This window comes from Isoptericola sp. BMS4 (assembly GCF_011634835.1).
In the GTDB taxonomy this organism is placed as follows: domain Bacteria; phylum Actinomycetota; class Actinomycetes; order Actinomycetales; family Cellulomonadaceae; genus Isoptericola.
Genome location: NZ_SIRP01000001.1, coordinates 4,232,978 through 4,241,458 on the forward strand (window position 1 = coordinate 4,232,978; position 8,481 = coordinate 4,241,458).

8 protein-coding genes and 1 riboswitch are annotated in these 8,481 nt (G+C 75.4%); of the genes, 1 reads left to right on the plus strand and 7 read right to left on the minus strand.

The annotated features are described in order from the left end of the window. Positions 1-4: 4 nt before the first annotated feature. Genes EYB28_RS19080 through EYB28_RS19090 form a run of 3 tightly spaced genes read right to left on the minus strand, consistent with a single transcriptional unit; the run spans position 5 to position 3,830 of the window. Positions 5-1,030: an ABC transporter ATP-binding protein gene (locus tag EYB28_RS19080; protein ID WP_166851250.1), complete on the minus strand. Its 1,026-nt coding sequence runs from the start codon at positions 1,028-1,030 to the stop codon at positions 5-7. Beyond that, entirely contained in the window at positions 1,030-2,724 is a 1,695-nt protein-coding gene (locus EYB28_RS19085; protein ID WP_240930662.1) for an iron ABC transporter permease, read from the minus strand. The genes EYB28_RS19080 and EYB28_RS19085 overlap by 1 nt, the downstream gene beginning before the upstream one ends. Continuing rightward, positions 2,721-3,830: a thiamine ABC transporter substrate binding subunit gene (locus EYB28_RS19090; RefSeq protein WP_166851253.1), complete on the minus strand. Its 1,110-nt coding sequence runs from the start codon at positions 3,828-3,830 to the stop codon at positions 2,721-2,723. The genes EYB28_RS19085 and EYB28_RS19090 overlap by 4 nt, the downstream gene beginning before the upstream one ends. A gap of 71 nt (positions 3,831-3,901) precedes the next feature. Continuing rightward, positions 3,902-4,007, minus strand: a riboswitch (TPP riboswitch). Between the two features lie 135 nt (positions 4,008-4,142). Here EYB28_RS19090 and EYB28_RS19095 point away from each other — a divergent pair. Next, the gene (locus tag EYB28_RS19095) at positions 4,143-4,409 is read left to right on the plus strand and encodes a DUF4235 domain-containing protein (RefSeq protein WP_166851256.1); all 267 of its coding nucleotides are present in this window, start codon (positions 4,143-4,145) and stop codon (positions 4,407-4,409) included. A gap of 60 nt (positions 4,410-4,469) precedes the next feature. On the opposite strand, the gene EYB28_RS19100 is transcribed toward EYB28_RS19095, so the two are convergent. The 4 genes from EYB28_RS19100 to EYB28_RS19115 form a co-directional block, all read right to left on the minus strand. Next, positions 4,470-5,282, minus strand: coding sequence for a PAS domain-containing protein (locus tag EYB28_RS19100; RefSeq protein WP_166851259.1), 813 nt, complete (start codon positions 5,280-5,282; stop codon positions 4,470-4,472). A 119-nt stretch (positions 5,283-5,401) separates the two neighbouring features. Beyond that, the gene (locus tag EYB28_RS19105) at positions 5,402-6,319 is read right to left on the minus strand and encodes a sulfite exporter TauE/SafE family protein (RefSeq protein ID WP_166851262.1); all 918 of its coding nucleotides are present in this window, start codon (positions 6,317-6,319) and stop codon (positions 5,402-5,404) included. A 113-nt stretch (positions 6,320-6,432) separates the two neighbouring features. Next, positions 6,433-6,891 (minus strand): Rrf2 family transcriptional regulator, encoded by a 459-nt coding sequence (locus EYB28_RS19110; RefSeq protein ID WP_166851264.1) that lies wholly within the window; start codon positions 6,889-6,891, stop codon positions 6,433-6,435. Beyond that, a complete protein-coding gene (locus tag EYB28_RS19115) occupies positions 6,888-8,141 on the minus strand; it encodes an AGE family epimerase/isomerase (protein ID WP_370459498.1) in 1,254 nt (417 codons plus the stop codon). The genes EYB28_RS19110 and EYB28_RS19115 overlap by 4 nt, the downstream gene beginning before the upstream one ends. Between the last annotated feature and the right edge of the window lie 340 nt (positions 8,142-8,481).

Consider the following 8,481-nt stretch of genomic DNA (forward strand, 5'->3'; position numbering starts at 1 on the left):
CCCGTCAGGCGGGCACGTGGGCGCAGCGGCGCGCGTCCAGGACGAGGCGGACCTTGTCCCCGTCCTCGGGGAGCTCGACGCCGTCGGCGATCGCGACGAGCCTCTGCTCGCCCGCCCCGAGGTCGACGTCCACCGTCGCCTCCGCGCGGCCGCGGCGCAGCACGGTGCCCGCCACGACGCCGTGCCACTCCCCCGACGCGACGACGCCCGGTCCGGACTCTTCGGACTGGACCACCCGCAGCCCCGTCGGGCCGACGGCGAGCCACCCGTCGCCGTCGGGCAGGAACGCCTGGTAGCCGAGGAACTCGGCCACCTGCCGGCACGCCGGGGCGCGCCACAGCTCCGCGGGCCGCGCCACCTGCAGCACCCGGCCGGCCGCCATCACCGCGACACGGTCGGCCACGGTGAACGCCTCGTCGTGGTCGTGGGTCACGAAGACGGCGGTGGTGCCGGTCTCGCGCAGCACCGTGCGCACGTCGACCGCGAGCCGCTCCCGCAGCCCGCGGTCCAGCGCGGACAGCGGCTCGTCGAGCAGGAGCAGGCGGGGGCGCGGCGCCAGCGCACGGGCCAGGGCGACGCGCTGCTGCTCCCCGCCGGAGAGCGTGACGACCGCACGCCGCTCGTACCCCGCCAGCCCGACGACGTCGAGCAGCTCGCGCACGCGCGCCTCCCGCTGTGCCCGCGACGCGCCCGCCGTCTCCAGCCCGTAGGCGACGTTCCGCGCGACGTCGCGGTGCGGGAACAGCTGGCCGTCCTGGAACAGCAGCCCGAAGCCGCGCCGGTGCACCGGCACCCGGGCGAGGTCGGCGCCGTCGAACAGCACCCGACCCGCGGCCACCGGCTCGAGCCCCGCCACGGCGCGCAGCAACGACGACTTGCCGCACCCGCTGGGCCCGAGCAGCGCGAGGATCTCCCCCTGCGCGACGTCCAAGCTCACGCCGTCCACCGCCGTCGTGCTCCCGCCGCGGGCCGCGGGATACCGCACGACGACGTCCCGCACGGCCAGGCCGCCGTGGCTCGCAGGTCCCATCAGAACTCCCCTCCGAGCCGGTCGCCGCGCAGGCGCTCGGCAAGCATCATCACCGTCGCCGTCAGCACGGCGAGCACCACCGACGCCGCGAGCGCCATCCCGTAGTTCTCCGCGCCCGGGCGCCCGATCAGCCGGTAGATCACGACGGGCAGCGTCGCGGAGTCGGGGCGGGCGAGGAACGACGTCGCCCCGAACTCCCCCAGGGACACCGCGAACGCGAACCCGACCGCCAGGCCCAGGGAGCGCAGCGCGAGCGACGCGTCGACGTCGCGCAGCACGCGCCCGGGCGTCGCGCCGAGGACGGCCGCGGCGTCCCGCAGCCGCGGGTCGATCGCCCGCAGCACCGGCAGCACCGTGCGCACCACCAGCGGGATCGCGACGACGGCCTGCGCGACCGGGACGAGCAGACCCGAGGTCCGCAGGTCGACGTCGAGCCCGAGCGGCCGGTCGAGGGTGATGAGGAACCCGAACCCCACCGTCACCGCCGAGACGCCGAGCGGGAGCATGAAGAGCGCGTCGAGCGCCCCGACGGCGCGCCGGGCCCCGGCGGCCCGCGGCCGGCGGGACACCACGAGCGCCACCAGGCCCCCGACGACGACGGCGATCGCCGCCGCGAGGAAGGCCGTGCGCAGCGAGTTGCCCAGCGCCTCCCACACCGTCACCGCGAGGGTGTTCCGCCCGCCGGTCGTGCTCAGCGCGACGTAGTTGTCCAGCCCCCACGTGCCGTCCGGGCCACGGAACGAGCGGGCCACCAGCCCCGCCAGCGGGAGCACGAGCAGCCCCACGACGACGGCGGCCGTGACGGCCGCGGGCACCGCGTCGACGGCGGAGCGCAGCCGCAGCGGGTGCGCGGCCGACCGGTCGCTGCTCAGGTGCAGGGCACGCTCGCGCCGGGTCCGGGCGCGGGCCCCGACGAGCAGCGCGCCGACCACCACCACGAGCTGCAGCACGGACAGCACCGCCGCCGAGCGCAGGTCGAGGAACTGGGTGGTCCGCACCCAGATCTCCGTCTCGATCGTGCCGTAGCGCAGGCCGCCGAGGACGAGGACGACACCGAACGCCGTCGCGCAGAACAGGAAGACGACCGAGGCCGCCGACGCGACCGCCGGGCCGAGCGCGGGCAGCGTCACCGTGCGGAACGCCCGCCACGGCGTCGCGCCCAGCGCCCGGGCCGCCTGCTCGGCACGCGGGTCGAGCCGCTCCCACAGGCCGCCGACGGTGCGCACCACCACCGCGTAGTTGAAGAAGACGAGGGCGACGACGATGCCGGCGAACGACTCCTCGAGCCCCAGCGCCCCCAGCGGGCCGCCGGGGGCGAACAGCGCCCGGAACGCGACACCGACCACGACGGTCGGCAGCACGAACGGCACCGTGACCAGGCCCCGCACGAGCGTGCGCCCCGGGAAGCGGCACCGGTACAGCACGTACGCTCCCGGCACCCCCAGCAGCACCGCCAGGGCGGTGCCCGCCGTCGCCTGCCCCAGGGTCTGGCCCACCAGCCGCCACGTGCGCGGCCGGGACAGCACCTCCGCGAACCCGGACAGGTCGAGCACGCGGCCGCCCGCGCCGTCCTCCGCGACGAAGCCCTGCACGACCAGCGCCACCACCGGCCAGGCGAAGAACACGCCGAGGAACGCCAGCGGCAGCCCGGCCGCCAGCGTCCAGCCGAGCCACCCCCAGCGGATGCGCCTCACCCGATGACCGTGGCCGTCCACTGCTCGATCCACTCGTCGCGGTGCTCGGCGACCTCGGACGGGGCCACCGCGAAGGGCTCGTCGGCCAGCGGGGCGAACTCCTGCCAGTCGGCGGGCAGCTCGACGTCCGGGTCCGCCGGGTACATGTACATCTGCCCCGGGACGTCGGCCTGGAACGCCTCCGAGGTCAGGAAGTCGACCAGCTCCTTCGCCCCCTCGGGATTCTCCGCGCCCGCGAGCACGCCGGCGTACTCGACCTGCCGGAAGCAGGTGCCGAGCATGGCGCTCGTGGTGGAGGACCCGCCGTCCTCGGTGACCGTGAACGCGGGCGACGTCGCGTACGACAGGGCGACCGGCCGCTGCCCGCCCTCGCCGGCGCCGGAGAAGTCGACGTAGTACGCGTCCTCCCAGCTCTCCGCCACCTTGAGTCCGTTGTCCCGCAGGTCGGCCCAGTAGTCCTGGAACCCGTCGGTACCGAACGCGCCGATCGTCGCGAGCAGGAACGCCAGGCCGGGCGACGACGTCGCGGGATTGGTCACGACGGTGAGGTCGGCGTACCGCGGCTTCGTGAGGTCCTCGAGCGTGGCCGGCGGGGCGACGTCGTGGTCCGCGAACCAGGTGTCGTCGAGGTTCATGCACACGTCGCCCCGGTCGACGGGGGTGAGCGTGCCGTCGAGGCCCTCCGGAGCGAGCTCGGCGACCCGCGGGGCCAGGTCCGCGGGCTGGTAGGGCTCGAACACGCCCGCGTCGACGGCGCGGGTCGCGTACGTGTTGTCGACGCCGAAGACGGCGTCGCCGAGCGGGGCGTCCTTCGTGAGGACGAGCTGGTTCACGAGCGTGCCCGCGTCGCCGGGGGCGACCTGCTCGACCGTGAGCCCGCTGCGCTCCTCGAAGTCCGCGAGGACGTCCTCGGAGACCGCGAACGAGTCGTGCGTGACCAGGGTGACGACGCCGTCCGTCCCGCCGGTCGCGTCGGTGTCCGCGGGGTCGCTCCCGCCGCACGCCGCGAGCAGCGGCAGCAGGCCGGCGACGGCGACGCCCGCCGTCGTCCGGCGTCGTGCGGCGCTCCGGCGGGACGGTGCCCCGCCCGTGGGTCCGTGGTCCATGGGTTCCTCCTCAGCCGTCGAGAAGGGGGTCCCGCGCGCCGCACGCCCCACGGGGGTACGAGGCCGCGCGGGGATCGAGATGCCCGACTTCCTCCACCGGTGCTAGCCGGATCAGGTTCGAGGGTCTGCGGTGGTCCGCACTCTCAGCGCCCGGGCGGCGCTCCCCTGTCGTTTCCCCCGAGCCTACACATCCGCGCCGCGCTACGGTGGTGGCGACCGTCCGGCTGGGGTGTGACGTCCCCGACGCGCGGTCGACCTGCACGAACGACGTGCCCCGCACCGGCGAGGCACGCAACGAGCCTGGGAGGCCCTGTGGCAGACGACGAGCAGCCGCTCGCGGTCAAGGTCGGGACCGTCGTCCTGACGATCGCGGCAGGATGGGTGGCACAGAAGCTCGTGGGCGTGGTCTGGGAGAAGGCGACGGGTCACGTCGCCCCCACCGACGTGGACGACGACGAGCTCCCGATGGTGCAGGCCGTGACCTTCGCGGCCGTCTCGGGCGGGGTCGCCGTGCTCGCCAAGCGGATGGCCCGCCAGGGCGCCGTGCGCGCGGGCGCCAAGCTGCGCGCGTCCTCCTGACGAAACCTCCGCCCACGGGGGACCCGGACCGCCGCCGGTCGCCGCGCCGCGACGCCGGGATCAGTGGCCGGTGTGCGGCCGGCGGCGCGCGAGCTGCGCGTCGTGCCCGTGCGGGCGTTCCACGGGGCGGACCTTCGCCAGCGCGCGGCTGACCCGCGCCGCGGCGTCCTCCCCGGGGAGCGCCGCCTCGACGACGGACCGCGCCACGGCCGGGACGTCCGCGTCGCCGGCCTCGTCGGCGTCGGTCCGGCCCCGCGCGAGCGCCTGCATCATCTGCACCCCGGCCGACTGCCCGGACACCCCGACCTGAGCCCCTGCGTCGGCGAGCACCTCGGTCGCGACCGTCTCGTCCACCCCGCACACGGCCATGATCGCCCCCTTGGCGCGCTCCGCGGCCGCGGCCGCGACGAACGCCCGCGACACCGCACGGTGCGCCTCCCGGTCGAGGGCCTCGCGCGCCACCGGGCTCGCGTCGATGACGTAGCCGACCACCTGCGTGGTGTGCCCGTCGTCCCCCGCGCGCCCCTGCCCCGTGACGACGACGGTGCGTGTGCGCCCGTGGTCGTCGACGATCCGGTGGGCGCCCGAGAACGGGCGCCCGGAGGCCAGGGCGACGGTCGCGGTGCGTGACAGCCGATCGCGATCGTCGGGATGCAGGTGCGCGCGCAGGACCTCCGGCCCGGGCTCGACCTCGCCGGGCTCGCGCCCGAAGATCAGGTAGACCTCGTCGGACCACCACCAGGCGCCCGTGCCGACGTCCACCCGGTAGCGGCCCACGAGGAGCTGCGTCCCTGCCCCGAGGAGCTCCGCCAGCGCGACGAGCTCCCGTCGCGCCGGGCTCCCACCGGGAGTGGACGACGCCGTTGCGGACATGACGATCCTCCCACGACTTGCTCCAGGCCCGCCCCCCGTGATGGCACCACGGTACCGGGAGGACGTCCTGATGCCACCGGAGCCCGGGCGAAATCTGCGCCGGTCCCGGAGCCTCGGGGTCAGGAGGTCGTGATCTCGGGCGCCGGGCGCCGGGCGGCCGTCCGCTCACGCTCCAGGGCACGCCGGTGCTCGACGAACGAGTACGCCACGGCCGCGATCCAGGCGAGGACCACGAGGCCGAGAAGCGTGTCGCGCAGACCGGCGTCGACGGCGAGCACGTCCGTGCTCAGCAGGGTGCGCAGGTTCGTCAGGACGATGACGCCGCCGACGGCGGAGCCGAGGACGCGCGGCGGGACGAGGCGCACGAGCCAGGCGGCGATCGGCGCGGCGACCAGTCCGCCGACGAGGAGCGCCAGCGCCCAGGCCGGGTCGATCCCGGCGGTCCCGAGCCCGACCAGGAACCCGAGGCTCGCCGCGACGGCGACGAAGAACTCGCTGGTGTCGATCGAGCCGATCACCTTGCGCGGCTCCATCCGGCCGCTCGCGAGGATGGCCGGCGTGCCGACCGGGCCCCAGCCTCCCCCGCCGGTCGCGTCCATGAACCCGGCGACGAGGCCGAGCGGCGTGAGGAAGCGCCGACGCAGCGGCTGCCCGAGCCGGTCGGTCCGCAGCCCCCGGAAGGTGAACCGCGTCAGCACGTAGACCCCGAGGCCGAGCAGCAGCACGGACATGAGCGGCCGGGCCAGCTCGGTGGAGAGCCAGGACAGGAACGTCGCCCCCGCGAAGGCCCCGACGGCGCCGGGGACCCCGATCCGCAGCACGACCCGCCAGTCGACGTTGCCGAAGCGCCAGTGGGAGGCACCCGAGGCGAGTGTCGTCCCGATCTCGGCGAGGTGCACGGTGGCCGACGCCGCGGCCGGGTTGGTCCCGATCGCCAGGAGCAGCGTCGTGGACGTGACGCCGTAGGCCATGCCGAGGCTGCCGTCGACCAGCTGGGCGCCGAGGCCCACGAGAGCAAGGAGCACGAGTGTCCGCACAGGATTCCCCTCCGTCGGTGCGGCAGCCCCTCCGGCACCGCATCACCGAGTTATCCTATCGTTCCGATCGGATTAAACGTCAAGCGTCCGCCACACCACGGCGGTTCGCCGGCTCAGGGGTTGACCCAGGCGCCGTCGTCCGCGGTGAGGTCGCGCACGACGTCCGGCACGGTGCCGGACGCGAGGTCGGCGAGGGTCACCGACTCGAGCACCGCCCGGACGTTGACCCGCAGCGCCACCCAGACGTGCAGCAGCGACGCCGCCGACCCGGTGTACTCGAGGTCGGAGGGACGGGCGTCGCGGACGAACACCAGCGGGCCCTCGACGGCGCGCACGACGTCCGCGACGGTCACCCGGTCCGCCGGCCGCGCCAGCACGTACCCGCCGTTCGCGCCCCTCCGGCTCGCGACGATGCCCTCGCGCCGCAGGTCGCTGAGGATCGCCTCGAGGAACCGGTGCGGGACGTCCTGCGCCCGTGCCAGCGCCTCGGCGGGCACGGGCCGGCCGTCGGTCGCCGCGGCCAGCTCCGCCGAGGCGCGGACGGCGTAGTCGGCCTTGGCGGAGATCCTCATCGGCGTGCCTCGGCCTCGTCCTGCTCGGCGAGGATCGGGCCCGCCGCGCGGGCGGACGCCCCGAAGGACCCGGTCAGCGGCAGCTCCGGCAGGAGCACCGCCTGCGCCGCGTGGTAGACGTCGGGCTTGCCGACCCAGGTGCGCCCCGACGGCCGGTTCTCGGTGTCGAGCTCGTGGAACCACGACCCGTAGCGATGGTCGACGAGGTAGCGGTCGATCCACTCCCACCAGGACGCCGCCGCGCCCGCGTATCGCTCGTCTCCCGTGACGGTGCCCAGCGTGTCCGCCGCGGCGACCGCCTCCGCGGCCACCCAGTGGAACCGGCGGGGCTCCACGGGCCGCCCTGTCCAGTCCGTCGTGTAGACGAACCCGCCCCCGTCGCGGTCCCAGCCGTCCTCGACCGCTCGGTCGAAGAGCGCCCGCGCCGCCTCGGTGCGCCGCCCGGGCGCGCCGGCCGCGACGTCCACCTGCAGCAGCAGCCTGGCCCACTCCAGTCCGTGCCCCGGCGTCGCCCCGTACGGCTTGAACGGGTCGTGCGGCCGGTCGGCGTTGTACTCGAGGTCGACGTTCCAGGCGGAGTCGAAGTGCTCGGGGATCCGCCACTCGTTCGTTCGCGCCCATCCGACCACCCGGTCGGCGACAGCCGCCGCCCGGTCCAGCCAGCGGCGCTCCCCCGTGGCGTCGTGCGCCGCGAGCAGCGCCTCGACCGAGTGCATGTTCGCATTCACGCCGCGGTAAGGGTCGACGACCGTCCAGTCGCGCGAGCGCTCGTCCAGGTGCATCCCCAGGTCCGGCTCCCAGAAGCGCTCGTCCAGCGTGCGCAGGGCCGCGTCGAGCAGCTCGGCCGCGCCCTCGCGTCCCGCGATCGTCCCCGTGGCACCGGCGAGCACGACGAACGCGTGCGCGTAGGCCGACTTCGTGCCGTCGACCTCGCCGGCGCCGGGACCGACCGCAGTGAACCAGCCGCCGTGCTCCGGGTCCGCCAGGACGGTGCTCAGCCCGGCGATCGCTCTGTCCGCGGCCGGCCCGGCACCCTCGACGCCGAGCAGGGACGCGGCCGACAGGATGTGTGCCATCCGGCACGTGATCCACGTCTCGGCGCCACGGCTCCCGTCGGGCTCGCCCCGGTCGTCGAGCCACGAGGCGGCCCCGTCCGGCCGCACCGACCGCACCGCCAGCGCTGTCAGGTCTCCGAAGTGCCGGCGTCGCCATGCGGACGAAGGGCCGGCCTGTCCAGTCGCGTCGATCACTCCCGCAGCCTACCGATCCCACCGCCGGCCGACGAAGTCGTCCCACACTCGCTGGTGCCCGCTGTGCCCGGGTGTCGTCCGGAGCGGCCCGCGGGTCGGTGTGGTCGGGCGGGGTCTGCGGGTCGGTGTGGTCGGGCGGGGTCTGCGGGTCGATGTGGTCGAGCGGGGCCCGCCGGTGCCGAGGCCTGGGCGGCGGGGCCGACGGCGTGCTGAGACGAAGACTGCGGGTCGCGGGTCGCGGTGCGTGGGTGTGGGGGTATGCGTGAAGGCCCACCCCCGGGTATCCGGGGGTGGGCCTTCACATGAAAGGGTGTTCGGCGGCGTCCTACTCTCCCACCCC